Source organism: Streptomyces sp. TSRI0107 (genome assembly GCF_001905845.1).
GTDB lineage: Bacteria > Actinomycetota > Actinomycetes > Streptomycetales > Streptomycetaceae > Streptomyces.
This window is the reverse complement of record NZ_LIVZ01000004.1, coordinates 464,188-488,346: the sequence shown is the minus strand read 5'-3', so window position 1 is coordinate 488,346 and position 24,159 is coordinate 464,188. Positions and strand designations below refer to the sequence as shown.

Below are 24,159 nucleotides of genomic sequence, written 5' to 3'. Positions count from 1 at the left end.
GCCGCGGCGAGCATATGCCAGCCAATCAGGCGCAGATCCAGCCGAGTTGGGCAGCGCCACTCTTCCGGGTGACAGGGGCACCTGGGGAGGTCGGGTGGGGTGGGGTTTGGTTGGTTCTTCTCCCCAGGCGTTCATGGAAAAGCTTTGATCACGCGCCGGGCCGGGCTGCGGCTCACCGGGGCGGGACGAGCCGCGATCCGGTCTCTCCGGTCGTCACTTCCGCCCATACGGTCTTGCGCGGAGGCGGACCCTGCGTGACTCCCCAGCGGTCGGCCAGTGCGTCCACGATCAGCAGGCCTCGGCCCGATTCGGCGTCGAGCGCGGCTGGGGCGGTGCGCGGCAGGCGGTCGGCACGCGTGTCGGTCACCTCGATACGGAGGGTGTCGTCGACGACGTACAGCAGCAGCCGGAAGTCCCGGCCGGGGGCGCGGCCATGCGTCGCGGCATTGGCCGCCAGCTCCGCCACGATGTGCTCCGCCGGGTGCAACGGCAGTCCCCAGGCGCGCAATTGCTCTGTCGCGAGCAGGCGGGCGAGGCGGGCGCCTCGCGGTGTCGGGGACAGCTGCAGGCTGAAGTTGCGGACGGCGATTTCCTGATTCACGTCACTCAGCGTCGCGGGATTTGCCTACCGTGTTGAGTGACAGGGGCGATACGTAGAGTCACTGTCCAGGGCTTGTCCGGCCGTGTCCAAGCTGTCGGCTCGGGCGGCGCGGGTAGTGCGGCGTTGAAGTAGCACGGGCGACGGAGGGGCGCGGCATGGTGGCGGTCGACAGTGACGCGGGGCGGGTCAACGGCATCAGCGAGGCGGACGAGCCTGGCTGGGAGGTGGATCCGGACGACGAGTGGGGGCTCGCGGTCATCGCCACCGTCGGGCGGCAGCTCAAGCTGCGACGCGAGGCGGTGGGCATGCGGGTCGCCGAGTTCGCGGTGGCCGTCGGGTACGGAGAGGACCTGGTCTACAAGATCGAGGCCGGGAAGCGGATTCCCCGCCCTGAGTTCCTGGACAGGGCTGACGAGTTGCTGAGGGCGGGTGGCTTGCTCGCCGCGATGAAGGAGGACGTGGCCAAGGTCCGGTATCCGAAGAAGGTGCGTGAGCTCGCCAAGATGGAGGCCCAGGCGGTCGAGATCGGCGTGTACGAGTGCAACATCATCGCCGGGTTGTTGCAGACGCCGGACCACGCGCGAGCGGTGATCGGCGCGGCTCAGCCGCCGTATTCGCCGGAGGACGTGGAGCGCATGGTGGCGGCGAGGCTTTCCCGGCAGTCGGTGTTCGAGCGCGACCCGGCGCCATCGCTCCATTTCGTCCTGGAAGAGGCGCCGCTCCGGCGGCAGGTCGGGGGCACAATGGTGTGGCGAAAGCAGCTCGAACGCCTGCTGGAGGCAGGGCGATTGCGTAACGTCACGCTTCAGGTCATGCCGACGAACTCCGAGCCGCACCCGGGGTTGGACGGCAGGATCGAGCTGCTGAAGTTCCCGGACGGTACGGCGGTGGGTCGTTCCGACGGCGCGTTCAACGGCCGACCGACTCACGATCTCAAGCACTTGCGCATCCTCGAGCTGCGGTATGGAACGATCCGGGCTCAGGCGCTCTCACCTCGGGAGTCGCTGGCGTTCATCGAGCAACTGCTGGGAGAGACATGACCGAGCTGGCCTGGTTCAAGAGCAGCTACAGCGGCGGCACCGATGGCGAGTCCTGCGTCGAGATCGCCATAGCCCCCCGCGCCATCCACGTCCGTGACTCCAAGAACGTCGACGGCCCCCAGCTCGCGCTCCCCCCAGCAGCGTGGACCGACTTCCTCACCTACGCGTCGCGGGACGCTGAAGCATGATCGGCGAGCCCACTGCCGGGGACACCCCCGAACTGGCATGGTTCAAGAGCAGCTACAGCGACGGTCCCGAGGGCGACTCCTGCGTCGAGATCGCCATAACCCCCCGCGCCATCCACGTCCGTGACTCCAAGAGCCTCGGCGGCCCCCAGCTCGCGCTCCCCCCGGCCGCCTGGGCGGGCTTCCTCTCATACGCCCGTCAGTCCCAGTAGTCCTTCCCCCCGGGCAGCTTCACCTCCGTGCAGCCACGCCGCTCCGTGACGTCGGCGACGTACGCCTCGAACAGCGCCTCGCGGCGGTCCGCGATGACGCCGTCGTAGGTGTAGCTGATCGTCAGCGTGTGCAGTGCGGGCTCGCCGTCGCAGGTGGAGGACGCCCACAGGATGCCGCTCTCGTGGCCGCCGGCGGTGCCGGGGCGGAGGAGGAGCAGGTCACCGCCGTAGTCCTCGTAGCCGACCGACCGCGCGTCCGCGCCGAAGTACGAGGCCGTCCGCATCCACCAGGGCGAGTGGGTGAGCGCGCTGTCGCCGTAGTCGGCCGCGTCCTCGGGGCCGCTCCACCGGACGGCTCGGGCGCGGTCGGGGCTCATGGCCAGCAGGCAGGTCTCCTCGGCGGCCCGGGGCGCGGTGGGCAGGCCCAGGGCGCGGTCGGGGAGCCGGCTCCGCCCTGCGCGGTCGAGGTACGGGCCGTACCAGGCGCAGGAGCCCTTCGCGGTGTCCGCCGCGCGAAGGGTCCGGGACGGCGGGTCCAGCCGGTCCGGGAGGGCAGGGAGGTCGGTCTCGCAGTCCAGCGCCGTGGCGGCCCGCTCCGCGGCCCCGTGAGCGAGGGACGCCAGCCGGGAGAGGTCCCCGCCGGAGACGTCGTCGTAGTCGGCGCGCGCGGTGACGGTCAGCAGGGCGGGAGTGTCGCCCGAGCCGGGGGTGGCGCAGTCCGCTCGTACGGTGACGGACCGGTCCGTGTACGAACCGAGCGTCCCCTCGCCCAGGGGCCGGCTCTCGGGTCGGTCGGCACGCCGTGTCACGTCCTGCTCGCCGGAGTCGTAGAAGAAGGGCTCCGAGGCTCCATCGTCCCCCACCGTGTGCAGCGGCGCCCCGTCGGACGACGTGCGGACGCTCAGCGTCAGCAGGCCGTCGGACCGGTCAGGTCCCGGCACGCCGTAGACCCGGCACCAGCCGGGCGCGGGCGCCTCCAGGTCGATGGTCCGGTCGGTCGTGGCCCGCACCGTCCCGCCGTGGAGGTCCATCACGTCCTCGCCGGACACCAGCCCCGCGCACGCCTGCGCGATCTCCCGCTCGCTCGCCGCGCGGTCACGGCTGTCGTCGTACGTCAGCCAGAAGGCCCAGAGGGAGGCTCCGATGCCCAGAACCGCCGTGCCGCACCACAGCCGGGTAAGCATGCTCATGACCGTCAGACTGCCAGGTGTTTGACCTGCGTCACGCTCGGGGTATTCTTCCCGGCTCGATTGGCGTCTGCCGTGCCTGCTATGGCAGACTGTCCGAGTTGCTCGGTCGAGTGTTGATGCTGCGCGCCTCCCGCCGGGAGGACCGGAAGCGAGTCCCACAGTACTCGTCGCCCCTGATCAGGGGCGGACGTACGGGAATCTTCCGGGAAGTGTCGGTGCGGCACCGGCCAGGCACCCGGTGGGCTTCTCGTCCCCGGCTTGCGGTTCCGGTAGGGCCGTGTGCATTCCCCGCAGGGATGTTCGAACAAGGGACATCTGTGTCAGCGGGAGCGCGACACGCCCGACCGCGTGGGTCGGAGAAGAGCAACGGAACACCGGGTTCCAGAGCGTTAGAGAGACAGGACTACTGAGTAGCCATGGCGGGACAGAAGATCCGCATCCGGCTCAAGGCCTACGACCACGAGGTCATCGACTCCTCGGCGAAGAAGATCGTCGAGACGGTGACCCGCACTGGTGCGTCGGTCGCGGGCCCGGTGCCGCTGCCCACTGAGAAGAACGTGTACTGCGTCATCAAGTCGCCGCACAAGTACAAGGACTCGCGCGAGCACTTCGAGATGCGCACGCACAAGCGCCTGATCGACATCCTCGACCCCACCCCCAAGACCGTTGACTCTCTGATGCGACTCGACCTCCCGGCCGGTGTCGACATCGAGATCAAGCTCTGAGGCCGGTGATCTGAGAGATGGCTAAGCAGATCAAGGGCATCCTGGGCGAGAAGCTCGGCATGACGCAGGTGTGGGACGAGAACAACCGTGTTGTTCCGGTCACCGTCGTCAAGGCCGGCCCCAACGTCGTCACCCAGGTCCGCACGAACGACGTCGACGGCTACGAGTCCGTCCAGATCGCCTTCGGCGACATCGACCCGCGCAAGGTGAACAAGCCCCTCAAGGGTCACTTCGCCAAGGCGGACGTCACCCCGCGTCGTCACCTCGTGGAGATCCGCACGACGGACGCTTCCGAGTACACCCTCGGCCAGGAGATCACCGCTGAGGTGTTCGAGGCCGGTGTGAAGGTCGACGTCACCGGCAAGAGCAAGGGCAAGGGCTTCGCCGGTGTCATGAAGCGCCACAACTTCCGTGGTCTCGGCGCCGGTCACGGCACCCAGCGCAAGCACCGCTCCCCCGGTTCCATCGGTGGCTGCGCCACCCCGGGCCGTGTGTTCAAGGGCCTCCGCATGGCGGGTCGCATGGGCAACGAGCGGGTCACCACCCAGAACCTGACCGTCCACGCCGTTGACGCGGAGAAGGGTCTGCTGCTCATCAAGGGCGCGGTTCCCGGTCCGAACGGCGGCCTCGTCCTGGTCCGCACCGCGGCCAAGGGGGCCTGAGGTAACCGATGAGCACTGTTGACATCCTTTCGCCGGCGGGCGACAAGGCCGGTTCCGTCGAGCTCCCCGCGGAGATCTTCGGCGTTGAGAAGGTCAGCGTTCCGCTGATCCACCAGGTCGTCGTCGCGCAGCTGGCCGCTGCCCGTCAGGGCACGCACAAGACCAAGACCCGTGGCGAGGTCCGTGGTGGCGGCAAGAAGCCGTACCGCCAGAAGGGCACCGGTCGCGCCCGTCAGGGTTCGACCCGCGCGCCGCAGTTCGCCGGTGGTGGCGTCGTGCACGGTCCCGTGCCGCGCGACTACTCGCAGCGCACCCCGAAGAAGATGAAGGCTGCCGCTCTGCGTCACGCCCTCACCGACCGGGCGCGTCACAACCGCATCCACGTCGTCACCGGCGTGGTCGAGGGCGAGACCCCCTCCACGAAGGCCGCGAAGAGCCTGTTCGGCAAGATCAGCGAGCGCAAGAACCTGCTCCTGGTCGTCGACCGCGCCGACGAGGCCGCGTGGCTGTCCGCCCGCAACCTGCCCCAGGTCCACATCCTGGAGCCGGGCCAGCTGAACACGTACGACGTTCTCGTCTCCGACGACGTGGTCTTCACCAAGGCCGCTTTCGAGTCCTTCGTGTCCGGCCCGAAGGCTGCTGACACCGAAGGGAGCGAGGCCTGATGGCTATCCGTCACCCCGCCATTGCCTCCAAGGCCGCCAAGGCCGCCAAGGCCGCCCGCGTCGCCAAGGCGCGTCGCCACGCCGCCGAGGGCAAGAACACCGTCGTCACTCCGGCGAGCAAGGCGTACACGGACCCCCGTGACGTCCTGATCAAGCCGGTCGTGTCCGAGAAGAGCTACGCGCTGCTCGACGAGAACAAGTACACGTTCATCGTCGCGCCGGGCTCCAACAAGACCCAGATCAAGGAGGCCGTCCAGGCGGTCTTCTCGGTCAAGGTCACCGGGGTCAACACGATCAACCGCCAGGGCAAGCGCAAGCGGACCCGTACCGGCTTCGGCCAGCGTGCGGCGACCAAGCGCGCGATCGTGACCCTCGCCGAGGGCGACCGTATCGACATCTTCGGCGGTCCGACCGCCTAAGGGCGGTCCGGATCGTCCGATATCGGACGAGGACTGAGAAATGGGAATCCGCAAGTACAAGCCGACTACGCCGGGCCGCCGTGGCTCCAGCGTCGCCGACTTCGTCGAGGTCACGCGGTCCACGCCGGAGAAGTCGCTGGTCCGTCCCCTGCACAGCAAGGGCGGCCGTAACAATTCCGGTCGTGTGACCGTTCGCCACCAGGGTGGCGGGCACAAGCGCGCCTACCGCGTGATCGACTTCCGTCGTCACGACAAGGACGGCGTGCCGGCGAAGGTCGCGCACATCGAGTACGACCCCAACCGCACCGCGCGCATCGCGCTGCTGCACTACGCCGACGGCGAGAAGCGCTACATCCTCGCCCCGCGCAACCTGCAGCAGGGTGACCGCGTCGAGAACGGTCCCGGGGCCGACATCAAGCCGGGCAACAACCTGGCCCTCCGCAACATCCCGGTCGGTACCACGATCCACGCGATCGAGCTCCGTCCCGGTGGCGGTGCCAAGTTCGCCCGCTCCGCCGGTGCCTCCGTGCAGCTGCTCGCGAAGGAGGGCGCCTACGCCCACCTCCGCATGCCGTCCGGAGAGATCCGCCTGGTCGACGTGCGCTGCCGCGCCACCGTCGGCGAGGTCGGCAACGCCGAGCAGAGCAACATCAACTGGGGTAAGGCCGGCCGTAAGCGCTGGCTGGGCGTTCGCCCGACCGTCCGTGGTGTGGTCATGAACCCGGTCGACCACCCGCACGGTGGTGGTGAGGGTCGTACCTCCGGTGGCCGCCACCCGGTCTCCCCGTGGGGCAAGAAGGAAGGCCGTACTCGTTCGCCCAAGAAGGCGTCGAACAAGTACATCGTCCGCCGCCGCAAGACGAACAAGAAGCGCTAAGGACGGGTTGAGATGCCTCGTAGCTTGAAGAAGGGGCCCTTCGTCGACGACCACCTGATGAAGAAGGTGGACGCCCAGAACGAAGCGGGCACCAAGAACGTCATCAAGACCTGGTCCCGTCGCTCGATGATCGTGCCGGCCATGCTCGGCCACACGCTCGCGGTGCACAACGGCAAGACCCACATCCCGGTGTTCGTCACCGAGTCGATGGTCGGCCACAAGCTCGGCGAGTTCTCGCCGACGCGCACCTTCCGGGGCCACGTCAAGGAAGACCGGAAGTCGAAGCGCCGCTAGTAGCGGATCGCATTCAGACACGTAAGTAACTGAAGGGACAACCATGGAAGCCAGGGCCCAGGCGCGGTACATCCGCGTCACGCCCATGAAGGCCCGCCGCGTGGTGGACCTCATCCGTGGCATGAACGCCACGGAGGCCCAGGCTGTTCTGCGATTCGCTCCGCAGGCAGCCTCCGTGCCGGTCGGCAAGGTGCTCGACAGCGCCATCGCCAACGCCGCGCACAACTACGACCACACCGACGCTGACAGCCTCTACATCGCCGAGGCCTACGTCGACGAGGGCCCGACCCTGAAGCGGTTCCGTCCGCGTGCCCAGGGCCGTGCCTACCGGATCCGCAAGCGGACCAGCCACATCACCGTGGTCGTCGCCAGCAAGGAAGGAACCCGGTAATGGGCCAGAAGGTAAACCCGCATGGGTTCCGGCTCGGTGTCACCACGGACTTCAAGTCCCGGTGGTACGCCGACAAGCTGTACAAGGACTACGTCAAGGAAGACGTCGCCATCCGTCGGATGATGACGTCCGGTATGGAGCGCGCCGGCATCTCGAAGGTTGAGATCGAGCGCACCCGTGACCGCGTCCGCGTCGACATCCACACCGCGCGTCCCGGCATCGTCATCGGCCGCCGCGGCGCCGAGGCCGACCGCATCCGCGGTGACCTGGAGAAGCTGACCGGCAAGCAGGTCCAGCTGAACATCCTCGAGGTCAAGAACCCGGAGACGGACGCTCAGCTGGTGGCCCAGGCCGTCGCCGAGCAGCTGTCCTCCCGTGTCTCCTTCCGCCGTGCCATGCGCAAGAGCATGCAGTCGGCGATGAAGGCGGGCGCCAAGGGCATCAAGATCCAGTGCGGTGGCCGCCTCGGCGGCGCCGAGATGTCCCGCTCGGAGTTCTACCGCGAGGGCCGTGTGCCCCTGCACACGCTCCGCGCGAACGTGGACTACGGCTTCTTCGAGGCCAAGACGACCTTCGGCCGCATCGGTGTGAAGGTCTGGATCTACAAGGGCGACGTCAAGAACATCGCCGAGGTCCGCGCCGAGAACGCTGCGGCCCGTGCGGGTAACCGCCCGGCCCGTGGCGGTGCCGACCGCCCGGCCCGTGGTGGCCGTGGTGGCGAGCGGCGCGGTCGCAAGCCGCAGCAGGCTGCCGGCGCCGAGGCCCCCAAGGCCGAGGCTCCCGCTGCCGCCGCTCCGGCTGAGAGCACCGGAACGGAGGCCTGACCGAAATGCTGATCCCCCGTAGGGTCAAGCACCGCAAGCAGCACCACCCGAAGCGCAACGGTATGTCCAAGGGTGGGACGCAGGTTGCGTTCGGCGAGTACGGCATCCAGGCGCTGACCCCGGCGTACGTCACGAACCGCCAGATCGAAGCGGCTCGTATCGCCATGACCCGTCACATCAAGCGTGGCGGCAAGGTCTGGATCAACATCTACCCGGACCGTCCCCTCACCAAGAAGCCTGCCGAGACCCGCATGGGTTCCGGTAAGGGTTCGCCGGAGTGGTGGATCGCCAACGTCAAGCCCGGACGCGTCATGTTCGAGCTGTCGTACCCCAACGAGAAGATCGCCCGTGAGGCGCTGACTCGTGCCGCGCACAAGCTGCCGATGAAGTGCCGGATCGTCAAGCGCGAGGCAGGTGAAGCGTGATGTCGGCCGGTACCAAGGCGTCCGAGCTGCGCGAGCTGGGCAACGAGGAGCTTCTGGCGAAGCTCCGCGAGGCCAAGGAAGAGCTGTTCAACCTCCGCTTCCAGGCGGCGACGGGCCAGCTCGAGAACCACGGTCGGCTCAAGGCCGTCCGTAAGGACATCGCGCGGATCTACACCCTGATGCGCGAGCGCGAGCTGGGCATCGAAACGGTGGAGAACGCATGAGCGAGAACAACGTGACTGAGCAGACTGCAGGCACCAGCGGCTCCGCCGCGGGCGAGGCGCGCGGCTTCCGCAAGACCCGTGAGGGCCTTGTCGTCAGCGACAAGATGGACAAGACCGTCGTCGTCGCCGTCGAGGACCGCGTGAAGCACGCTCTGTACGGCAAGGTCATCCGCCGTACGAACAAGCTCAAGGCGCACGACGAGCAGAACGCCGCGGGTGTCGGCGACCGCGTCCTCCTCATGGAGACCCGGCCGCTGTCCGCGACGAAGCGCTGGCGCGTCGTCGAGATCCTCGAGAAGGCCAAGTAATTCTCCTGCGGGGCATCCCTCGCAGGACAGTTCCGCCAGGCTCCGGGGGCCGCTCGCAAGGCGGCCCCCGGGGAACCGGCAGACAAACAGGAGATAGACGTGATCCAGCAGGAGTCGCGACTGCGTGTCGCCGACAACACTGGTGCGAAGGAGATCCTTTGCATCCGTGTGCTCGGTGGCTCCGGTCGCCGCTACGCGGGCATCGGTGACGTCATCGTCGCCACCGTCAAGGACGCGATCCCCGGTGGCAACGTGAAGAAGGGTGACGTCGTCAAGGCGGTCATCGTTCGCACCGTCAAGGAGCGCCGCCGTCCGGACGGCTCGTACATCCGCTTCGACGAGAACGCCGCCGTCATTCTGAAGAACGACGGCGACCCTCGCGGCACCCGTATCTTCGGCCCGGTGGGCCGTGAGCTGCGCGAGAAGAAGTTCATGAAGATCATCTCGCTCGCGCCGGAGGTGCTGTAAGCATGAAGATCAAGAAGGGCGACCTGGTCCAGGTCATCACCGGTAAGGACAAGGGCAAGCAGGGCAAGGTCATCGCGGCCTACCCCCGCGAGGACCGCGTCCTGGTCGAGGGTGTCAACCGGGTCAAGAAGCACACCAAGGCCGGTCCGACCGCTCGCGGTTCCCAGGCCGGCGGCATCGTGACCACCGAGGCGCCGATCCACGTCTCCAACGTCCAGCTGGTCGTTGAGAAGGACGGCAAGAAGGTCGTCACGCGTGTCGGCTACCGCTTCGACGATGAGGGCAACAAGATCCGCGTTGCCAAGCGGACGGGTGAGGACATCTGATGGCTACCACCACCACTCCGCGTCTGAAGCAGAAGTACCGCGAGGAGATCGCGGGCAAGCTGCGTGACGAGTTCAAGTACGAGAACGTCATGCAGGTTCCCGGCCTCGTCAAGATCGTGGTCAACATGGGTGTCGGCGACGCCGCCCGTGACTCGAAGCTGATCGAGGGCGCGATCCGCGACCTGACCACCATCACCGGTCAGAAGCCGGCCGTCACCAAGGCCCGCAAGTCCATCGCGCAGTTCAAGCTGCGTGAGGGCCAGCCGATCGGTGCCCACGTCACGCTCCGTGGCGACCGCATGTGGGAGTTCCTGGACCGCACCCTGTCGCTCGCGCTGCCGCGCATCCGCGACTTCCGCGGCCTGTCCCCCAAGCAGTTCGACGGCCGTGGCAACTACACCTTCGGTCTCACGGAGCAGGTCATGTTCCACGAGATCGACCAGGACAAGATCGACCGTGTCCGGGGTATGGACATCACCGTGGTCACCACGGCGACCAACGACGCTGAGGGCCGCGCGCTCCTTCGTCACCTCGGCTTCCCGTTCAAGGAGGCGTGAGCGAGATGGCGAAGAAGGCTCTGATCGCTAAGGCTGCTCGCAAGCCCAAGTTCGGTGTGCGTGGCTACACCCGCTGCCAGCGCTGCGGCCGTCCGCACTCCGTGTACCGCAAGTTCGGCCTCTGCCGCGTGTGCCTTCGTGAGATGGCTCACCGTGGCGAGCTGCCGGGCGTGACCAAGAGCTCCTGGTAATCCCCACTTTTAGGGATTCCTGGACCTCTCGGTAAGCAACTGGGTCGGCGGAGGCCCGCACCTTCCATGCCTTAGGCTAGGAGGGTTGGGCCTCTGCCGCCCTGGATCGACTTACTACGCCGTAGGTCCCCGCGCCGCACCCGTCCCGTCTGAAGAAGTACGGGGAGAGGGATGGCGCATATAGGAAACCCCGGCGAGAAAGGCCACAGGCCAATTCATGACCATGACTGATCCGATCGCAGACATGCTGACGCGTCTGCGGAATGCGAACTCGGCGTACCACGACTCGGTGTCGATGCCGCACTCCAAGATCAAGTCCCACATCGCGGAGATCCTCCAGCAGGAGGGCTTCATCACGGGCTGGAAGGTCGAGGACGCCGAGGTCGGCAAGAACCTCGTCCTCGAGCTGAAGTTCGGCCCGAACCGTGAGCGCTCCATCGCGGGCATCAAGCGGATCTCCAAGCCCGGTCTCCGGGTGTACGCGAAGTCCACCAACCTGCCGAAGGTGCTCGGCGGCCTGGGCGTGGCGATCATCTCCACGTCGCACGGGCTCCTCACCGACAAGCAGGCCGGCAAGAAGGGCGTGGGTGGGGAAGTCCTCGCCTACGTCTGGTAGCAGAAGGGAACGGAGGAAACAGCTATGTCGCGCATCGGCAAGCTCCCCATCGCGGTTCCCGCCGGCGTGGACGTCACCATCGACGGCCGCACGGTCAAGGTCAAGGGCCCCAAGGGCGAGCTGACCCACACCGTTGCTGCTCCGATCGACATCGCCAAGGGCGAGGACGGCACCCTGCAGGTGACCCGCCCCAACGACGAGCGTCAGAGCAAGGCCCTGCACGGCCTGTCCCGCACGCTGGTGGCGAACATGATCACCGGCGTGACCCAGGGTTACGTGAAGAAGCTCGAGATCAGTGGTGTCGGTTACCGCGTGACCGCCAAGGGCGCCAACCTCGAGTTCGCGCTCGGTTACAGCCACCCGATCGTGGTCGAGGCCCCCGAGGGCATCACCTTCAAGGTGGAGACCCCGACTCGTTTCCAGGTCGAGGGCATCGACAAGCAGAAGGTCGGCGAGGTTGCGGCCAACATCCGCAAGCTGCGCAAGCCCGACCCGTACAAGGCCAAGGGCGTCAAGTACGAGGGCGAAGTCATCCGCCGCAAGGTCGGAAAGGCGGGTAAGTAAGCCATGGCATACGGGCAGAAGATCCTGAAGGGCGACGCCTACAAGCGCGCCGCGATCAAGCGCCGTCACATCCGGATCCGCAAGCGGATCTCCGGTACGGCGGAGCGTCCCCGTCTGGTCGTGACCCGCTCCAACCGCCACATCGTGGCGCAGGTGATCGACGACCTGAAGGGCCACACCCTGGCGTCGGCGTCCACCCTGGACGCTTCGATCCGCGGTGCCGAGGACAAGTCCTCGCAGGCCAAGAAGGTCGGCGCCCTGGTCGCCGAGCGTGCCAAGGCCGCCGGTGTCGAGGCTGTCGTGTTCGACCGTGGTGGTAACCAGTACGCCGGGCGCATCGCCGCCCTGGCGGACGCCGCCCGCGAGGCCGGACTCAAGTTCTGAGTCCTGGTTCCGTAGCTAGCGGAGACAGAGAGAGGTAATTCCAATGGCTGGACCCCAGCGCCGCGGTGGCGGTGCCGGTGGCGGCGAGCGGCGGGACCGGAAGGGCCGTGACGGCGGCGCAGCTGCCGCCGAGAAGACCGCGTACGTTGAGCGCGTTGTCGCGATCAACCGCGTCGCCAAGGTTGTGAAGGGTGGTCGTCGCTTCAGCTTCACCGCGCTGGTCGTGGTGGGCGACGGTGACGGCACCGTGGGTGTCGGATACGGCAAGGCCAAGGAGGTGCCGGCCGCCATCGCCAAGGGCGTTGAGGAGGCCAAGAAGCACTTCTTCAAGGTCCCCCGGATCCAGGGCACCATCCCGCACCCGATCCAGGGTGAGAAGGCTGCCGGCGTCGTGCTGCTCAAGCCCGCGTCCCCGGGTACCGGTGTTATCGCCGGTGGTCCGGTGCGTGCCGTGCTCGAGTGCGCCGGTATCCACGACGTGCTGTCGAAGTCGCTCGGCTCCGACAACGCGATCAACATCGTGCACGCCACCGTGGAGGCCCTGAAGGGCCTGCAGCGTCCCGAGGAGATCGCGGCCCGCCGTGGTCTGCCGCTCGAGGACGTCGCTCCCGCGGCCCTGCTGCGTGCGCGTGCCGGGGCGGGTGCGTAATCATGGCGCAGCTCAAGATCACGCAGGTCAAGTCCTACATCGGCAGCAAGCAGAACCACCGTGACACCCTGCGGTCGCTTGGTCTCAAGGGGATCAACACCGTGGTCGTCAAGGAGGACCGCCCCGAGTTCCGCGGCATGGTGCACACCGTCCGCCACCTCGTGACGGTCGAGGAGGTCGACTGATCATGGCGGAGCAGAACCCGCTGAAGATCCACAACCTCCGTCCGGCCCCCGGCGCCAAGACCGCCAAGACCCGTGTCGGTCGTGGTGAGGCGTCGAAGGGTAAGACGGCCGGTCGTGGTACCAAGGGCACGAAGGCCCGCTACCAGGTTCCGGAGCGCTTCGAGGGTGGCCAGATGCCGCTCCACATGCGCCTCCCGAAGCTGAAGGGCTTCAAGAACCCGTTCAAGACCGAGTACCAGGTCGTGAACCTCGACAAGCTGGCCGCGCTGTACCCGGAGGGTGGCGAGGTCACCGTCGAGGGTCTGGTCGCCAAGGGTGCCGTTCGCAAGAACAGCCTCGTCAAGGTGCTCGGCCAGGGCGAGATCTCCGTGGCGCTGCAGGTGACGGTCGACGCCGTCTCCGGCTCCGCCAAGGAGAAGATCACCGCCGCCGGCGGCACGGTCACCGAGCTCGTCTGAGCTACTCGCTAGTCACCAAAAGGGTCGCCCCCCGCATCACTGCGGGGGGCGACCTCTTTTGTCAGCCGGAGAAGCGCTTATGCTCCGAGCGCCTCTTTGCTGTTGGACAGCCATACCTTCAGGTCACGCTGGAGCGATTTTATGTTCGCTGACTGGTCTGCGATGATCTTCCGCTCATACTCGGACTGAACTTCCACCACGGTGTCCAGGTAGTAAGTCTCTTTCTTGCACTTCATGTCTGTTACGGCAGTGGAGATTTCTAGCTTTGTCGGCTCATTGCTTTTAGGCCATCGGCTGTCGTTCACCGCTGCACGCGGAGAGGCGTACTGAAAGCCCGCACTCTGCATGCAGGAAGACCAGTCTTCGGTGACGCTCGTCACCCTCTTGTCGCTGCTCGACTCTTGGGCCGCGGAGTACCGCATGGCGCTCATCACGGAGTCGAAGATCCCGTCCGGTGTTGCGGTTGCGTCATAGGTGACCGATGCACCGCCGATGTTGAACGTTCGGCGCGATTCAGTCCCTTTCCTAAGGGCTTGGTTTGCGAGTGCCGAGCAGCCGCCATTAGGGACAGCGTGCCCCTTGTACTCTCTCAGAGTTCCGGTCACCAGTCCGCGTTGCGTTCGTGTGGACAGGCGACTCCACTTTGTTTCTGAAGTCGAGGCTTTGCGTGCGCCAGCTCTGTAACCGGTCTCCTTGGCCTCAGCCATAGGAATGACGAGAAACTCTGAAAGGTTCGCCTCGTCGGGCTCCAGTTGAGGTATCGGCATAGGATTACTCTCATAATCCAGGTCACGCATGCACCGATTTATCAGAGTGACTTCCGCTTTCCTGATGAGAAGGACATCCTGGGGTGAGAGGAAGTATCTGTCGAGCGGTCGATCGATGTGCCCTGTTCGCACGTCGACGTTCGCGCGTGGGGGCCGACTGCTACCTCCCTCCCGTTCCTCTCCTCTCTCCCCTGTCGAGCAAGCGGTCAGCACTGCGGCCAGTGCGAGCACTCCAATACGGTGGTGAGTACTGTCTCTCATTCTTATGCCAACTGCCTCGTGGGACGCCAGAGTGCCGACCCGCAGAGGGCCGGCACTCATTTCATCGGTTTGGCTCTTGACCTCTGGGGCTAGCAGCGCCACCGGCCGAGTGAGGATGCCTCGTTGTGCATCTGGCCGTAGCCCCCCGTGAAGTTGAACTCCACCCCCTTGGGGATGTGGAAGTAGTAGCCGTTGTAGTTCACGTCCTGGAATATGGTCCAGCCTTCGCAATCAGCGTTCGATCCGCCCTTGACGGAGCTGATGTCATCGCCGATGTACCCGTTGTCCCCGCGGAACCAGTATTTTCCGTGGAAGTTCTTGTGTCCCGCCCTGAGGTCGTAGTAGCCGTCACTCGTCTTTTGGTCGAAGGCGTCATAAACGCAGACTTCTGTGCTTTCACACCGCCCATCACCTGTAGCGGCGGTGGCAGGTGACGTGAACGTCATGGCCATGGCAAGCCCAGTTGCCAAGGCGGCCGCAGTGCCGGCGGCAAGACGAGCCTTTGACATTGATTCCCCCTTCTTGAATTGCATACGCGGCATTGCCGCGCACGAATCAGATCAGTTTGCATGCACTGATCGGTTTGGTCATTCAGGACGTTAGGATCCATTGCTTGCGCCTGGCAAGGTGATATTTCGCCAACGCGTGGCGATGAATGGCCTAATGTTGAGGGTGTGTGCGTTCTCATATTGCCTCAGCAGTCAAGCGGTGCTTGTACCGATCGTCGGGGGGAAATTTGTATATGGCGGCTGGTGGCGACGGATTTGTCGGTCGGCGGGCTCGCTGTTCCTGCCTTGCGTTCCAAGGTCCCAACTCTCGGCTGGTTGAGGCCGGCGCTCGAGCGTGCGGTTGAACTGCTTAGACACAGGCTGCTCGGTTCTGTGACGTCACATCGCTGCCCGTGATCTAGAGCCGTGAGGAAGTTGGCGACCGCAGGTCCTGATGTCACAGCCGTGATCGTGGCGGCGAGTCGACGAGACGGATCCATGGGCGTCAGCCAGTGCGTTCGGTGGGCTCCCGATTCGGACCGGCTCGACGAGCAGGCTGAGGCCCTATACTCCGGCGTCGTGTATGCGGGGTCGACGTAGTCAGCAACCTCGCCGCCGAGTTCGCACGAGTGAGGTCTGGTGGCCTCGCAGCGTCCTGCGGGCAGGGCATCCCCGGCTAGTCGTTCCTAGCGGGGCGTGGTGCCCGGTAAGGTGACCTGCACTGCCTACTTCTACTGAGTGCTTCGCGTGGGGCACTCTGTGCGGCAGTTGACCGTTAGCTAAGTCGTTCCGATTAGTCGAACCTCAAGACCGTCACCCTTGACGCAGACGCGCGGGGGTCGCAGGAGGCACCGTGCTCACCGCGTTCGCCCGGGCGTTCAAGACGCCCGACCTGCGCAAGAAGCTGTTCTTCACGCTCGGCATCATCGTGCTCTACCGGATCGGCACACACATCCCGATCCCTGGCATCGATTACAAGAGCGTTCAGACCTGCATCGACCAGGCGGATGCCAGCCAGGGCATCTTCGGTCTGGTCAACATGTTCAGCGGTGGCGCGCTCCTGCAGGTCACGATCTTCGCGCTCGGCATCATGCCGTACATCACGGCGAGCATCATTCTGCAGCTGCTGACCGTGGTGATCCCGCGCCTGGAAGCCCTCAAGAAGGAGGGTCAGTCCGGTACGGCCAAGATCACCCAGTACACCCGCTACCTGACGGTCGCGCTGGCGATCCTCCAGGGCACCGGTCTGGTGGCCACCGCCCGCAGCGGCTCGCTCTTCCCGACCTGCTCGGTCGCCGGTCAGATCGTGCCGGACCGCTCGATCTTCACGACCGTCGTCATGGTCATCACCATGACCGCGGGCACCGCCGTCGTCATGTGGCTGGGTGAGCTGATCACCGACCGCGGCATCGGCAACGGCATGTCGATCCTGATGTTCATCTCGATCGCCGCGACCTTCCCGTCCGCGCTGTGGGCGATCAAGCAGCAGGGCACCCTGGCCGACGGCTGGATCGAGTTCGGCACCGTGATCCTCGTCGGCCTGTTCATGGTCGGCCTGGTGGTCTTCGTCGAGCAGGCCCAGCGCCGCATCCCGGTCCAGTACGCGAAGCGCATGATCGGCCGCCGGTCCTACGGCGGTACCTCGACGTACATCCCGCTGAAGGTGAACCAGGCCGGTGTGATTCCGGTCATCTTCGCGTCGTCGCTGCTCTACATCCCCGCGCTGATCGTCCAGTTCTCCAACTCCACTGCTGGCTGGGCCGGCTGGATCCAGGCGAACCTGGCGGACACCGGGGCGCCGGTTCACATCACGATCTACTTCTTCCTGATTGTCTTCTTCGCGTTCTTCTACGTGGCCATCTCGTTCAACCCCGAGGAAGTCGCGGACAACATGAAGAAGTATGGTGGCTTCATCCCGGGCATCCGGGCTGGCCGACCGACCGCTGAGTACCTGTCGTACGTGCTCAACCGGATCACCTGGCCGGGTTCGCTGTATCTGGGTCTGATCGCTCTCGTGCCGACAATGGCGTTGGCTGGTTTCGGGGCAAACCAGAACTTCCCGTTCGGCGGGACCAGCATCCTGATCATCGTGGGTGTCGGTCTCGAGACCGTGAAGCAGATCGAGAGCCAGCTCCAGCAGCGCAATTACGAAGGGTTCCTCCGCTGATGCGAATCGTCCTCGTCGGGCCGCCGGGTGCCGGTAAGGGAACGCAAGCCACGCGCCTTGCCGAGAAGCTGTCGATCCCGCACATCTCCACGGGCGACCTGTTCCGCGCCAACATCAGCCAGCAGACGGAGCTCGGCAAGCTCGCGAAGTCCTACATGGACGCCGGCAACCTCGTGCCGGACGAGGTCACGATCGCCATGGCGAAGGACCGCATGGAGCAGCCGGACGCCGAGAACGGCTTCCTCCTGGACGGCTTCCCGCGCAACGTCTCGCAGGCGGAGGCGCTGGACGAGCTGCTGACCACCGAGGGCATCCAGCTGGACGCGGTGCTCGACCTGGAGGCTCCGGAGGACGAGGTCGTCAAGCGGATCGCCGGCCGCCGGGTCTGCCGCAAGGACTCCAGCCACGTCTTCCACGTGACGTACAGCAAGCCGAAGACCGACGGTGTCTGCGACGTCTGCGGCGGCGAGCTCTACCAGCGTGACGACGACTCCGAGGACACCGTGCGCAAGCGGCTCGAGGTCTACCACACGCAGACCGAGCCGATCATCGACTACTACAAGGCCCAGGGGCTGGTCGTCACCATCTCCGCGATGGGCGCGGTGGACGAGGTCACGGCGCGCGCCCTGGAGGCGCTGAAGCGTGAGGACGACGGCCAGTAGCCGTCGGAGCGGTAGCGGCCGTGGCACCCCGAGGGGCGTCACGGCCGTACTGTTGTGTACGTAACCGGTTGACGTGAGTGACGGAGAGCGCAGGGCCCCCATGGTGCAGATCAAGACCCCCGAGCAGATCGCCAAGATGCGTGCGGCGGGGCTGGTCGTCGCAGCCATCCACGCGGCCACCCGGGAGGCCGCGGTGCCCGGCGCCTCCACGAGGGATCTCGACCAGGTCGCCCGCAAGGTGCTCGCCGAGCACGGGGCGAAGTCGAACTTCCTCGGCTACGGCGGGTTCCCCGCGACCATCTGCACCTCCGTGAACGACGTCGTCGTCCACGGCATCCCCTCCGAGGACGTCGTCCTCAAGGACGGGGACATCATCTCCATCGACTGCGGCGCGATCGTCGACGGCTGGCACGGTGACGCCGCCTACACGGCGTTCGTGGGCTCCGGTCACGCCCCGGAGCTGGTCGAGCTCTCCCGGGTCACCGAGGAGTCGATGTGGGCCGGCATCGCGGCCATGAAGCAGGGCAACCGGCTCGTCGACATCTCCCGGGCCATCGAGACCTACATCCGCCGCCAGCCGAAGCCGGGCGGCGGCCGTTACGGGATCATCGAGGACTACGGCGGCCACGGCATCGGCACCGAGATGCACATGGACCCGCACCTGCTGAACTACGTCGACCGCCGCCGCGGCAAGGGCCCCAAGCTGGTCCCCGGCTTCTGCCTCGCCATCGAGCCGATGGTCTCCCTGGGCACCCCGAAGACGGAGGTCCTGGAGGACGACTGGACGGTCATCACGACCGACGGCACCTGGTCCTCCCACTGGGAGCACTCCGTGGCCCTCACCGAACAGGGCCCCCTGGTCCTGACCGCCCCGGACGGCGGCAAGGCGAAGCTGGCGGAGTACGGCGTGACGGCGGCGCCGGACCCGCTCGCCTGACGACAGCTCCGGACGGGCCCGCTCGCATGATGATCTCCGGCGTGGGACAGACTGCCTCGATTCGTGTTTCCGGGTGCGCTGACGTAGACTGACTCGTCGGCTCTTGTGTACCCGCATGTCTGCATGCGCTCGCAGTGAGTCGATCAAGGTAGTCGATTCGAAGGGCGAAGCGTGGCCAAGAAGCAAGGTGCCATCGAGATCGAGGGCACTGTCGTCGAGTCTCTGCCGAACGCCATGTTCAAGGTCGAGCTCCAGAACGGCCACCAGGTCCTGGCACACATCAGCGGCAAGATGCGTATGCACTACATCCGCATCCTCCCTGACGACCGGGTCGTGGTGGAGCTGTCTCCGTACGACCTGACGCGTGGCCGGATCGTCTACCGGTACAAGTAGATCTTGCCCAAGCCCCGTGCTCTCCCTGTGCACGGGGCCGCCGGCAACTGACCCGGAGAACCTCACATCCCATGAAGGTCAAGCCGAGCGTCAAGAAGATCTGCGACAAGTGCAGGGTGATCCGCCGTCACGGCCGGGTCATGATCATCTGCGAGAACCCGCGCCACAAGCAGCGCCAGGGCTGATCGCAACCTGATCACACCCTCTGCATCGAGATCGCAGAGACTTCGCGCGACGCGAGCTGAATATGTTCATACGCAGGACCCAAGCCCTCGGCTTGACACCCCCGGTTCGGAGGCCGGGGACCCAGTTCGTACCTGGTACGGCGGCTGGGATCCGGTCCTGTGGAAGACCTCCGAAGATCAACTGGAGCCATTGAATGGCACGCGTTTCCGGTGTTGACATCCCGCGCGAAAAGCGCGTGGAGATCGCCCTCACCTACGTGTTCGGCATCGGCCGGACCCTCTCCCAGCAGACGCTGGCCGCCACCGGCGTGGACCCGAACACCCGTGTTCGTGACCTCTCCGAGGAGCAGCTGGTCGCGATCCGCGAGTACGTCGACAACAACATCAAGACCGAGGGTGACCTCCGTCGCGAGATCCAGGCCGACATCCGCCGCAAGGTCGAGATCGGTACCTACCAGGGTCTGCGTCACCGTCGCGGTCTGCCCGTCCGCGGTCAGCGCACCAGCACCAACGCCCGTACCCGCAAGGGTCCGCGTCGCGCCATCGCCGGTAAGAAGAAGCCGGGCAAGAAGTAGTCCACAGCGGACGCCTGTCCACGGTCTTCGCTGTAGGACCGACCACCTCCCGTAGGAGTTATAGATGCCCCCCAAGGGTCGTCAGGGCGCTGCCAAGAAGGTGCGCCGCAAGGAAAAGAAGAACGTCGCTCACGGCCACGCGCACATCAAGAGCACGTTCAACAACACGATCGTCTCGATCACGGACCCGTCCGGCAACGTGATCTCCTGGGCCTCCGCCGGCCACGTCGGCTTCAAGGGCTCCCGGAAGTCCACGCCGTTCGCCGCGCAGATGGCCGCCGAGTCGGCTGCCCGCCGCGCCCAGGAGCACGGCATGCGCAAGGTCGACGTGTTCGTGAAGGGCCCGGGTTCCGGTCGTGAGACCGCGATCCGCTCCCTGCAGGCCACGGGCCTCGAGGTCGGCTCCATCCAGGACGTCACCCCGACCCCGCACAACGGCTGCCGTCCGCCGAAGCGCCGCCGCGTCTGACGCGAGGCTGCTTCGCGCAGACCGAGGTTCCGGGCGGTACGGCTCCGAAAGGGCTGTATCGCCCGTACCCTTGCAGTACCCGCCTCTTCTTGTCGGGGGCGGTTCAAGTCGGGCGTCAAATAGCGGGCGCCCACGACTGAAGGATCTGATCCACACATGCTGATCGCTCAGCGTCCCTCGTTGACCGAAGAGGTCGTCGACGAGTTCCGCTCCCGGTTCGTGATCGAGCCGCTGGAGCCGGGCTTCGGCTACACCCTCGGCAACTCCCTCCGCCGTACCCTCCTCTCCTCGATCCCGGGTGCCGCCGTCACCTCGATCCGGATCGACGGTGTCCTGCACGAGTTCACCACCGTGCCGGGCGTCAAGGAGGACGTCACCGACCTGATCCTCAACATCAAGCAGCTGGTCGTCTCCTCGGAGCACGACGAGCCGGTCGTGATGTACCTGCGCAAGCAGGGCCCGGGTCTGGTCACCGCCGCCGACATCGCGCCCCCGGCCGGTGTCGAGGTGCACAACCCCGACCTGGTCCTCGCCACGCTCAACGGCAAGGGCAAGCTGGAGATGGAGCTGACGGTCGAGCGCGGCCGCGGTTACGTCTCGGCCGTGCAGAACAAGCAGGTCGGCCAGGAGATCGGCCGTATCCCGGTCGACTCCATCTACTCGCCGGTGCTCAAGGTCACGTACAAGGTCGAGGCCACGCGTGTCGAGCAGCGCACCGACTTCGACAAGCTGATCGTCGACGTCGAGACCAAGCAGGCGATGCGTCCGCGTGACGCCATGGCCTCCGCCGGTAAGACGCTGGTCGAGCTGTTCGGTCTCGCCCGCGAGCTGAACATCGACGCCGAGGGCATCGACATGGGTCCGTCCCCGACGGACGCCGCGCTCGCCGCCGACCTGGCGCTGCCGATCGAGGAGCTGGAGCTCACCGTTCGGTCGTACAACTGCCTCAAGCGCGAGGGCATCCACTCCGTGGGTGAGCTCGTCGCGCGTTCCGAGGCGGACCTGCTCGACATCCGCAACTTCGGTGCGAAGTCGATCGACGAGGTCAAGGCGAAGCTGGCCGGCATGGGCCTGGCCCTCAAGGACAGCCCGCCCGGATTCGACCCGACCGCTGCGGCCGACGCGTTCGGTGCGGACGATGACGCGGATGCCGGGTTCGTCGAGACCGAGCAGTACTGAGAGCTCGGGCCAGACGGTCCGTTTGCGGGTGCGGGTGCGCTGCGCTTGATCGCGCAGTTCCCCTCGCCCCTTCCGGAGGCGCCCCTTCAGGGCCGCCTCCGGATCTCCGACAGGCGACCGCCTGCTCGGATACTGACCCCGGTACCTGATACGGCCGGGGCAGACACACAGGAGAAGAACCATGCCGAAGCCCACCAAGGGTGCCCGTCTGGGCGGCAGTGCCGCGCACGAGAAGCTGCTGCTCGCGAACCTCGCGAAGAGCCTCTTCGAGCACGGCAAGATCACCACGACCGAGGCGAAGGCCCGCCGCCTGCGCCCGTACGCCGAGCGTCTGATCACCAAGGCGAAGAAGGGCGACCTTCACAACCGCCGTCAGGTGCTCCAGGTCATCACGGACAAGAGCATCGTCCACACGCTCTTCACCGAGATCGGCCCGCGTTACGAGAACCGTCCGGGTGGCTACACCCGCATCACCAAGATCGGTAACCGCCGTGGCGACAACGCGCCCATGGCTGTCATCGAGCTGGTCGAGGCGCTGACGGTGCAGCAGAAGGCCGTGGGTGAGGCCGAGGCCGCCACCAAGCGTGCGGTCAAGGAGGCCGACGAGGCCAAGGCCGAGGAGACCAAGGTCGACGAGACCGAGGTCGCGGAGGCTCCCGCCGAGGAGTCGAAGGACGCGTAAGCGTTCCTCGCGCGCCCGCAGGGCGTTGGCGGGCCCGTTCCTTTCGAGGAGCGGGCCCGCTTCTGTGTTTTGAGAGGATCAGTACGTGAGTGAAGAAGCAGCGCCCGGCCGTGTCCGTGTCCGCCTCGACGTGTCCTACGACGGCACGGACTTCCACGGCTGGGCCAAGCAGGCCGGCGGGAAGCGAACCGTGCAGGGGGAGATCGAGGACGCCCTGCGGACGGTCACCCGCTCCCGGGAGACGTACGAGCTGACGGTCGCCGGACGCACCGACGCCGGGGTGCACGCGCGCGGGCAGGTGGCGCACGTGGACCTGCCCCGGGAGGTCTGGGCCGAGCACAAGCAGAAGCTGCTCAAGCGGCTGGCGGGGCGGCTGCCGAAGGATGTGCGGGTGTGGGCGCTGCGGGAGGCGCCCAGCGGCTTCGACGCGCGGTTCGCGGCGATCTGGCGGCGCTACGTCTACCGGGTCACCGACAATCCGGGCGGCGTGGATCCGCTGCTGCGGGGGCACGTGCTGTGGCACGACTGGCCGCTGGACGTCGCCGTGATGGACGCCGCGGCCAAGTCCCTGATCGGTGAGCACGACTTCGCGGCGTACGCGAAGAAGCGCGAGGGCGCCACGACGATCCGCGAGATCCTCGACTTCGGGGTGAGCCGGGGCGCGGACGGCGTCGTCGCGATCGAGGTCCGCGCCGACGCCTTCTGTCACAACCAGGTGCGCGCCATGGTCGGCGCGCTGCTGTTCGTGGGCGACGGGCACCGCGGCGTGGAGTGGCCGCGGAAGGTGCTCGACGCGCGGGTCCGGGACAGCGCCGTGCATGTCGTCCGGCCGCACGGGCTGACCCTGGAGGAGGTCGGCTATCCGGCGGACGAGCTGCTCGCGGAGCGGCAGCGGCTGGCTCGCCGGCGGCGGGACGAGACGACCGCCGGGAAGGCGATGTGACGAGGGCCCCGCGGCGACATCGCCGCGGGGCCCTGTCCGGGCGCGTGGAGCCGCGGAGGGGCTATCCCTCGGCCGCGGCGGCGGACGCCTGGGCCTCGCCGCGGCGGCGGATCTGGCGGAAGGTGAACTCCGCCAGGTCGTCGCCGGTCTGGAAGACCTCGGTGTCCTTGGTGGTGACGTCCTTGCCGTCGGTGAAGCCGGCGATGGTGAAGTAGGCGTACCGGCCGTAGGAGTTGGTCGTGGTGCGGCAGACGGCGGACTCGCAGAAGGCCTTCACACCGCCCCCGTTCAGGGACTTCACGATGCTCTTGTCGTCGGCCTGGGTCTTGGCCTTGGCGGCCTGCGCCTCGGTGTCGAAGACGGCCACGCCGACGGTGACCGCCATGCCGTCCTTGGTGTAGGTGACCCGGAGCATACGGGTGCAGTCGTTGGCGTCGAGGACCTTCGGCAGGGTCTGCCGGGCGGCCGACGCGCAGCTCTTGGTGTCGGCGGTCGGGCCCTTCTTGTAGACCGTGTCGCCCATGGTCAGCTGGGTCCCCGGGAAAAGGATCTCCGGGCTGAGCGGGGCGGTGTCCTTCTTCGCGCTGGAGACGAAGTCCTTCGGGTCCAGGGGCGGCGGGGCGCTGGTGGGGGCGAAGGAGGGCGCCGGGCCGGTGGACTCGCTGGGTATGTCCGCGGTCGCGGGCAGCTGGGAGGTCTGGTTGCCCGCCTGCCCGCCGTCGCCGTTCGCCGAGACCACGGCCATCGCCACGGCCGTGCCGATCGCGACGGTGGCCAGCGCGCCGCCGCCGATGAAGAACAGGCGGCGCCGCTTGTGACGGGCCTCGGAGGCCTCGGCGAGCGCGGCCCAGTCCGGGGTCTGGTCGGCCCCGCTGTTCCAGGGCTGCTGCGATTGCGGTGTCCAGGGATCCCACTGAGACTGGGGTCCCCCCTGCCCAAAGCTCATGGGGCGCATCTTAGACGGGCCGGGCGGCGTGCTGGTCCGCCTCGGGCGGCCCCGGAGCCCCTAGC

Annotated in this window: 39 protein-coding genes; 34 read left to right on the top strand and 5 right to left on the bottom strand. The window is 66.7% G+C overall.

Going from position 1 to position 24,159, the window contains the following annotated elements; all coding sequences use genetic code 11:
* Positions 1-172: 172 nt before the first annotated feature.
* On the bottom strand, positions 173-601 hold the full coding sequence (locus tag AMK31_RS12645) for an ATP-binding protein (protein WP_365506692.1): 429 nt from the start codon (positions 599-601) through the stop codon (positions 173-175).
* A gap of 155 nt (positions 602-756) precedes the next feature.
* Here AMK31_RS12645 and AMK31_RS12640 point away from each other — a divergent pair, with 155 nt between their 5' ends.
* Genes AMK31_RS12640 through AMK31_RS12630 form a run of 3 tightly spaced genes read left to right on the top strand, consistent with a single transcriptional unit; the run spans position 757 to position 2,038 of the window.
* Positions 757-1,641: a helix-turn-helix domain-containing protein gene (locus tag AMK31_RS12640; protein ID WP_073940540.1), complete on the top strand. Its 885-nt coding sequence runs from the start codon at positions 757-759 to the stop codon at positions 1,639-1,641.
* Positions 1,638-1,829, top strand: coding sequence for a DUF397 domain-containing protein (locus tag AMK31_RS12635; protein ID WP_073940539.1), 192 nt, complete (start codon positions 1,638-1,640; stop codon positions 1,827-1,829). The genes AMK31_RS12640 and AMK31_RS12635 overlap by 4 nt, the downstream gene beginning before the upstream one ends.
* Positions 1,826-2,038 (top strand): DUF397 domain-containing protein, encoded by a 213-nt coding sequence (locus AMK31_RS12630; RefSeq protein WP_073940538.1) that lies wholly within the window; start codon positions 1,826-1,828, stop codon positions 2,036-2,038. Before AMK31_RS12635 ends, AMK31_RS12630 begins: the two co-directional genes overlap by 4 nt.
* Here the strand turns inward: AMK31_RS12630 and AMK31_RS12625 are convergent.
* The gene (locus AMK31_RS12625) at positions 2,026-3,228 is read right to left on the bottom strand and encodes a hypothetical protein (RefSeq protein ID WP_073940537.1); all 1,203 of its coding nucleotides are present in this window, start codon (positions 3,226-3,228) and stop codon (positions 2,026-2,028) included. The genes AMK31_RS12630 and AMK31_RS12625 overlap by 13 nt on opposite strands.
* Before the next feature lie 416 nt (positions 3,229-3,644).
* Here AMK31_RS12625 and rpsJ point away from each other — a divergent pair, with 416 nt between their 5' ends.
* From rpsJ to rplO, 21 genes are all read left to right on the top strand, one after another.
* Entirely contained in the window at positions 3,645-3,953 is a 309-nt protein-coding gene (gene rpsJ / locus AMK31_RS12620) for a 30S ribosomal protein S10 (RefSeq protein ID WP_003948644.1), read from the top strand.
* Between the two features lie 17 nt (positions 3,954-3,970).
* Entirely contained in the window at positions 3,971-4,615 is a 645-nt protein-coding gene (gene rplC, locus AMK31_RS12615) for a 50S ribosomal protein L3 (protein WP_073940536.1), read from the top strand.
* Between the two features lie 8 nt (positions 4,616-4,623).
* A complete protein-coding gene (gene rplD, locus AMK31_RS12610) occupies positions 4,624-5,280 on the top strand; it encodes a 50S ribosomal protein L4 (protein WP_073940535.1) in 657 nt (218 codons plus the stop codon).
* Positions 5,280-5,699, top strand: coding sequence for a 50S ribosomal protein L23 (rplW, locus tag AMK31_RS12605; RefSeq protein WP_073940534.1), 420 nt, complete (start codon positions 5,280-5,282; stop codon positions 5,697-5,699). Before rplD ends, rplW begins: the two co-directional genes overlap by 1 nt.
* Before the next feature lie 40 nt (positions 5,700-5,739).
* Positions 5,740-6,576, top strand: a complete 837-nt coding sequence (gene rplB, locus AMK31_RS12600) for a 50S ribosomal protein L2 (protein WP_073940533.1) — start codon at positions 5,740-5,742, stop codon at positions 6,574-6,576.
* Between the two features lie 12 nt (positions 6,577-6,588).
* Positions 6,589-6,870 (top strand): 30S ribosomal protein S19, encoded by a 282-nt coding sequence (rpsS, locus tag AMK31_RS12595; RefSeq protein ID WP_030233885.1) that lies wholly within the window; start codon positions 6,589-6,591, stop codon positions 6,868-6,870.
* Positions 6,871-6,913: 43 nt separating this feature from the next.
* A complete protein-coding gene (gene rplV / locus AMK31_RS12590) occupies positions 6,914-7,261 on the top strand; it encodes a 50S ribosomal protein L22 (RefSeq protein ID WP_073940532.1) in 348 nt (115 codons plus the stop codon).
* Entirely contained in the window at positions 7,261-8,085 is an 825-nt protein-coding gene (gene rpsC, locus AMK31_RS12585) for a 30S ribosomal protein S3 (RefSeq protein WP_010036723.1), read from the top strand. The genes rplV and rpsC overlap by 1 nt, the downstream gene beginning before the upstream one ends.
* A 5-nt stretch (positions 8,086-8,090) precedes the next feature.
* Positions 8,091-8,510, top strand: coding sequence for a 50S ribosomal protein L16 (rplP, locus tag AMK31_RS12580; RefSeq protein WP_009190136.1), 420 nt, complete (start codon positions 8,091-8,093; stop codon positions 8,508-8,510).
* On the top strand, positions 8,510-8,734 hold the full coding sequence (rpmC, locus tag AMK31_RS12575; protein WP_007494763.1) for a 50S ribosomal protein L29: 225 nt from the start codon (positions 8,510-8,512) through the stop codon (positions 8,732-8,734). The genes rplP and rpmC overlap by 1 nt, the downstream gene beginning before the upstream one ends.
* Positions 8,731-9,042 (top strand): 30S ribosomal protein S17, encoded by a 312-nt coding sequence (rpsQ, locus tag AMK31_RS12570; protein ID WP_073940531.1) that lies wholly within the window; start codon positions 8,731-8,733, stop codon positions 9,040-9,042. Before rpmC ends, rpsQ begins: the two co-directional genes overlap by 4 nt.
* Before the next feature lie 99 nt (positions 9,043-9,141).
* Positions 9,142-9,510, top strand: a complete 369-nt coding sequence (rplN, locus tag AMK31_RS12565; RefSeq protein ID WP_003998823.1) for a 50S ribosomal protein L14 — start codon at positions 9,142-9,144, stop codon at positions 9,508-9,510.
* 2 nt (positions 9,511-9,512) lie between these two features.
* On the top strand, positions 9,513-9,836 hold the full coding sequence (rplX, locus tag AMK31_RS12560; protein ID WP_073940530.1) for a 50S ribosomal protein L24: 324 nt from the start codon (positions 9,513-9,515) through the stop codon (positions 9,834-9,836).
* Positions 9,836-10,393: a 50S ribosomal protein L5 gene (rplE, locus tag AMK31_RS12555; protein ID WP_019753095.1), complete on the top strand. Its 558-nt coding sequence runs from the start codon at positions 9,836-9,838 to the stop codon at positions 10,391-10,393. The genes rplX and rplE overlap by 1 nt, the downstream gene beginning before the upstream one ends.
* Before the next feature lie 5 nt (positions 10,394-10,398).
* On the top strand, positions 10,399-10,584 hold the full coding sequence (locus AMK31_RS12550; RefSeq protein WP_003948630.1) for a type Z 30S ribosomal protein S14: 186 nt from the start codon (positions 10,399-10,401) through the stop codon (positions 10,582-10,584).
* Positions 10,585-10,801: 217 nt separating this feature from the next.
* Entirely contained in the window at positions 10,802-11,200 is a 399-nt protein-coding gene (gene rpsH / locus AMK31_RS12540; RefSeq protein ID WP_014674378.1) for a 30S ribosomal protein S8, read from the top strand.
* Between the two features lie 24 nt (positions 11,201-11,224).
* On the top strand, positions 11,225-11,764 hold the full coding sequence (rplF, locus tag AMK31_RS12535; protein WP_073940529.1) for a 50S ribosomal protein L6: 540 nt from the start codon (positions 11,225-11,227) through the stop codon (positions 11,762-11,764).
* Between the two features lie 3 nt (positions 11,765-11,767).
* Positions 11,768-12,148: a 50S ribosomal protein L18 gene (gene rplR / locus AMK31_RS12530; protein WP_073940528.1), complete on the top strand. Its 381-nt coding sequence runs from the start codon at positions 11,768-11,770 to the stop codon at positions 12,146-12,148.
* 43 nt (positions 12,149-12,191) lie between these two features.
* Positions 12,192-12,797: a 30S ribosomal protein S5 gene (gene rpsE / locus AMK31_RS12525; protein WP_009190144.1), complete on the top strand. Its 606-nt coding sequence runs from the start codon at positions 12,192-12,194 to the stop codon at positions 12,795-12,797.
* A 2-nt stretch (positions 12,798-12,799) separates the two neighbouring features.
* Positions 12,800-12,982 (top strand): 50S ribosomal protein L30, encoded by a 183-nt coding sequence (rpmD, locus tag AMK31_RS12520; RefSeq protein WP_003998814.1) that lies wholly within the window; start codon positions 12,800-12,802, stop codon positions 12,980-12,982.
* A gap of 2 nt (positions 12,983-12,984) precedes the next feature.
* Positions 12,985-13,440, top strand: coding sequence for a 50S ribosomal protein L15 (gene rplO, locus AMK31_RS12515; protein ID WP_014674382.1), 456 nt, complete (start codon positions 12,985-12,987; stop codon positions 13,438-13,440).
* Positions 13,441-13,517: 77 nt separating this feature from the next.
* On the opposite strand, the gene AMK31_RS40390 is transcribed toward rplO, so the two are convergent.
* Together AMK31_RS40390 and AMK31_RS12510 are read right to left on the bottom strand one after the other, a co-directional pair.
* Positions 13,518-14,438: a hypothetical protein gene (locus AMK31_RS40390; RefSeq protein ID WP_143204231.1), complete on the bottom strand. Its 921-nt coding sequence runs from the start codon at positions 14,436-14,438 to the stop codon at positions 13,518-13,520.
* 119 nt (positions 14,439-14,557) lie between these two features.
* A complete protein-coding gene (locus tag AMK31_RS12510) occupies positions 14,558-15,001 on the bottom strand; it encodes a hypothetical protein (RefSeq protein ID WP_073940527.1) in 444 nt (147 codons plus the stop codon).
* 808 nt (positions 15,002-15,809) lie between these two features.
* Here AMK31_RS12510 and secY point away from each other — a divergent pair.
* The 10 genes from secY to truA all read left to right on the top strand — a co-directional run bounded on the left by secY (position 15,810) and on the right by truA (position 23,148).
* Positions 15,810-17,123 carry a preprotein translocase subunit SecY gene (gene secY, locus AMK31_RS12505; protein WP_073940526.1) on the top strand — a complete coding sequence of 438 codons (1,314 nt, stop codon included), beginning with the start codon at positions 15,810-15,812 and terminating at the stop codon, positions 17,121-17,123.
* The gene (locus AMK31_RS12500) at positions 17,123-17,785 is read left to right on the top strand and encodes an adenylate kinase (RefSeq protein WP_073940525.1); all 663 of its coding nucleotides are present in this window, start codon (positions 17,123-17,125) and stop codon (positions 17,783-17,785) included. Before secY ends, AMK31_RS12500 begins: the two co-directional genes overlap by 1 nt.
* A gap of 100 nt (positions 17,786-17,885) precedes the next feature.
* The gene (map, locus tag AMK31_RS12495; RefSeq protein WP_073940524.1) at positions 17,886-18,722 is read left to right on the top strand and encodes a type I methionyl aminopeptidase; all 837 of its coding nucleotides are present in this window, start codon (positions 17,886-17,888) and stop codon (positions 18,720-18,722) included.
* A gap of 171 nt (positions 18,723-18,893) precedes the next feature.
* Complete coding sequence (gene infA, locus AMK31_RS12490; RefSeq protein WP_003948620.1) at positions 18,894-19,115, top strand: translation initiation factor IF-1; 222 nt, start codon at positions 18,894-18,896, stop codon at positions 19,113-19,115.
* Positions 19,116-19,186: 71 nt separating this feature from the next.
* Positions 19,187-19,300, top strand: a complete 114-nt coding sequence (rpmJ, locus tag AMK31_RS12485) for a 50S ribosomal protein L36 (protein ID WP_004984509.1) — start codon at positions 19,187-19,189, stop codon at positions 19,298-19,300.
* 194 nt (positions 19,301-19,494) lie between these two features.
* On the top strand, positions 19,495-19,875 hold the full coding sequence (rpsM, locus tag AMK31_RS12480; RefSeq protein WP_004984507.1) for a 30S ribosomal protein S13: 381 nt from the start codon (positions 19,495-19,497) through the stop codon (positions 19,873-19,875).
* A 64-nt stretch (positions 19,876-19,939) separates the two neighbouring features.
* Positions 19,940-20,344, top strand: a complete 405-nt coding sequence (rpsK, locus tag AMK31_RS12475) for a 30S ribosomal protein S11 (RefSeq protein WP_003956432.1) — start codon at positions 19,940-19,942, stop codon at positions 20,342-20,344.
* A 156-nt stretch (positions 20,345-20,500) separates the two neighbouring features.
* Positions 20,501-21,523, top strand: a complete 1,023-nt coding sequence (locus AMK31_RS12470; protein WP_003966937.1) for a DNA-directed RNA polymerase subunit alpha — start codon at positions 20,501-20,503, stop codon at positions 21,521-21,523.
* A gap of 181 nt (positions 21,524-21,704) precedes the next feature.
* Entirely contained in the window at positions 21,705-22,205 is a 501-nt protein-coding gene (gene rplQ, locus AMK31_RS12465) for a 50S ribosomal protein L17 (RefSeq protein ID WP_073940523.1), read from the top strand.
* An 85-nt stretch (positions 22,206-22,290) separates the two neighbouring features.
* Positions 22,291-23,148 carry a tRNA pseudouridine(38-40) synthase TruA gene (gene truA, locus AMK31_RS12460; protein ID WP_073940522.1) on the top strand — a complete coding sequence of 286 codons (858 nt, stop codon included), beginning with the start codon at positions 22,291-22,293 and terminating at the stop codon, positions 23,146-23,148.
* 61 nt (positions 23,149-23,209) lie between these two features.
* On the opposite strand, the gene AMK31_RS12455 is transcribed toward truA, so the two are convergent.
* A complete protein-coding gene (locus tag AMK31_RS12455; protein ID WP_073940521.1) occupies positions 23,210-24,094 on the bottom strand; it encodes a hypothetical protein in 885 nt (294 codons plus the stop codon).
* Between the last annotated feature and the right edge of the window lie 65 nt (positions 24,095-24,159).

What these genes read in the sequence shown, in the direction of transcription:
- AMK31_RS12640 (WP_073940540.1), top strand. Translation starts at nt 757, where the DNA reads ATGGTGGCGGTCGACAGTGACGCGGGGCGGGTCAACGGCATCAGCGAG.
- AMK31_RS12635 (WP_073940539.1), top strand. Translation starts at nt 1,638, where the DNA reads ATGACCGAGCTGGCCTGGTTCAAGAGCAGCTACAGCGGCGGCACCGAT.
- AMK31_RS12630 (WP_073940538.1), top strand. Translation starts at nt 1,826, where the DNA reads ATGATCGGCGAGCCCACTGCCGGGGACACCCCCGAACTGGCATGGTTC.
- AMK31_RS12625 (WP_073940537.1), bottom strand. Translation starts at nt 3,228, where the DNA reads ATGAGCATGCTTACCCGGCTGTGGTGCGGCACGGCGGTTCTGGGCATC.
- rpsJ (WP_003948644.1), top strand. Translation starts at nt 3,645, where the DNA reads ATGGCGGGACAGAAGATCCGCATCCGGCTCAAGGCCTACGACCACGAG.
- rplC (WP_073940536.1), top strand. Translation starts at nt 3,971, where the DNA reads ATGGCTAAGCAGATCAAGGGCATCCTGGGCGAGAAGCTCGGCATGACG.
- rplD (WP_073940535.1), top strand. Translation starts at nt 4,624, where the DNA reads ATGAGCACTGTTGACATCCTTTCGCCGGCGGGCGACAAGGCCGGTTCC.
- rplW (WP_073940534.1), top strand. Translation starts at nt 5,280, where the DNA reads ATGGCTATCCGTCACCCCGCCATTGCCTCCAAGGCCGCCAAGGCCGCC.
- rplB (WP_073940533.1), top strand. Translation starts at nt 5,740, where the DNA reads ATGGGAATCCGCAAGTACAAGCCGACTACGCCGGGCCGCCGTGGCTCC.
- rpsS (WP_030233885.1), top strand. Translation starts at nt 6,589, where the DNA reads ATGCCTCGTAGCTTGAAGAAGGGGCCCTTCGTCGACGACCACCTGATG.
- rplV (WP_073940532.1), top strand. Translation starts at nt 6,914, where the DNA reads ATGGAAGCCAGGGCCCAGGCGCGGTACATCCGCGTCACGCCCATGAAG.
- rpsC (WP_010036723.1), top strand. Translation starts at nt 7,261, where the DNA reads ATGGGCCAGAAGGTAAACCCGCATGGGTTCCGGCTCGGTGTCACCACG.
- rplP (WP_009190136.1), top strand. Translation starts at nt 8,091, where the DNA reads ATGCTGATCCCCCGTAGGGTCAAGCACCGCAAGCAGCACCACCCGAAG.
- rpmC (WP_007494763.1), top strand. Translation starts at nt 8,510, where the DNA reads ATGTCGGCCGGTACCAAGGCGTCCGAGCTGCGCGAGCTGGGCAACGAG.
- rpsQ (WP_073940531.1), top strand. Translation starts at nt 8,731, where the DNA reads ATGAGCGAGAACAACGTGACTGAGCAGACTGCAGGCACCAGCGGCTCC.
- rplX (WP_073940530.1), top strand. Translation starts at nt 9,513, where the DNA reads ATGAAGATCAAGAAGGGCGACCTGGTCCAGGTCATCACCGGTAAGGAC.
- rplE (WP_019753095.1), top strand. Translation starts at nt 9,836, where the DNA reads ATGGCTACCACCACCACTCCGCGTCTGAAGCAGAAGTACCGCGAGGAG.
- AMK31_RS12550 (WP_003948630.1), top strand. Translation starts at nt 10,399, where the DNA reads ATGGCGAAGAAGGCTCTGATCGCTAAGGCTGCTCGCAAGCCCAAGTTC.
- rpsH (WP_014674378.1), top strand. Translation starts at nt 10,802, where the DNA reads ATGACCATGACTGATCCGATCGCAGACATGCTGACGCGTCTGCGGAAT.
- rplF (WP_073940529.1), top strand. Translation starts at nt 11,225, where the DNA reads ATGTCGCGCATCGGCAAGCTCCCCATCGCGGTTCCCGCCGGCGTGGAC.
- rplR (WP_073940528.1), top strand. Translation starts at nt 11,768, where the DNA reads ATGGCATACGGGCAGAAGATCCTGAAGGGCGACGCCTACAAGCGCGCC.
- rpsE (WP_009190144.1), top strand. Translation starts at nt 12,192, where the DNA reads ATGGCTGGACCCCAGCGCCGCGGTGGCGGTGCCGGTGGCGGCGAGCGG.
- rpmD (WP_003998814.1), top strand. Translation starts at nt 12,800, where the DNA reads ATGGCGCAGCTCAAGATCACGCAGGTCAAGTCCTACATCGGCAGCAAG.
- rplO (WP_014674382.1), top strand. Translation starts at nt 12,985, where the DNA reads ATGGCGGAGCAGAACCCGCTGAAGATCCACAACCTCCGTCCGGCCCCC.
- AMK31_RS12510 (WP_073940527.1), bottom strand. Translation starts at nt 15,001, where the DNA reads ATGCAATTCAAGAAGGGGGAATCAATGTCAAAGGCTCGTCTTGCCGCC.
- AMK31_RS12500 (WP_073940525.1), top strand. Translation starts at nt 17,123, where the DNA reads ATGCGAATCGTCCTCGTCGGGCCGCCGGGTGCCGGTAAGGGAACGCAA.
- map (WP_073940524.1), top strand. Translation starts at nt 17,886, where the DNA reads ATGGTGCAGATCAAGACCCCCGAGCAGATCGCCAAGATGCGTGCGGCG.
- rpmJ (WP_004984509.1), top strand. Translation starts at nt 19,187, where the DNA reads ATGAAGGTCAAGCCGAGCGTCAAGAAGATCTGCGACAAGTGCAGGGTG.
- rpsM (WP_004984507.1), top strand. Translation starts at nt 19,495, where the DNA reads ATGGCACGCGTTTCCGGTGTTGACATCCCGCGCGAAAAGCGCGTGGAG.
- rpsK (WP_003956432.1), top strand. Translation starts at nt 19,940, where the DNA reads ATGCCCCCCAAGGGTCGTCAGGGCGCTGCCAAGAAGGTGCGCCGCAAG.
- AMK31_RS12470 (WP_003966937.1), top strand. Translation starts at nt 20,501, where the DNA reads ATGCTGATCGCTCAGCGTCCCTCGTTGACCGAAGAGGTCGTCGACGAG.
- rplQ (WP_073940523.1), top strand. Translation starts at nt 21,705, where the DNA reads ATGCCGAAGCCCACCAAGGGTGCCCGTCTGGGCGGCAGTGCCGCGCAC.
- AMK31_RS12455 (WP_073940521.1), bottom strand. Translation starts at nt 24,094, where the DNA reads ATGAGCTTTGGGCAGGGGGGACCCCAGTCTCAGTGGGATCCCTGGACA.